This is a genomic window from Undibacterium hunanense, assembly GCF_014284335.1.
GTDB lineage: Bacteria > Pseudomonadota > Gammaproteobacteria > Burkholderiales > Burkholderiaceae_D > Undibacterium > Undibacterium hunanense.
The window spans coordinates 1-207 of the sequence record NZ_JACOGF010000106.1 but is presented as its reverse complement, the minus strand read 5'-3'; the positions used below and the strand labels follow the sequence as shown (position 1 = coordinate 207).

Below are 207 nucleotides of genomic sequence, written 5' to 3'. Positions count from 1 at the left end.
CTTTGAGGCCGGTGGCATCTTGCAGATCGAGACCGGTGACTGCCAGGTTGGCACCCGCAGAAGATGATCCTGTGAAGGAGGCATTCAGCGTTTGGATGTTGGTCAGTTTTGGGGTGATGAGGGTGCCACCGTTGTCGTTGGCATTGCCCAGTGTGGCTGTCAGTGTGTTGGAGACGCCTGTACCTGTCAGTTGGTCTTCATCTTGCA

General features: G+C 55.6%; 1 protein-coding gene. It reads right to left on the bottom strand.

Annotated features, from left to right (window positions below; genetic code table 11):
• The coding region (locus tag H8L32_RS28540) for a hypothetical protein (RefSeq protein WP_186951039.1) at nucleotides 1-207 on the bottom strand (207 nt) is incomplete at both ends.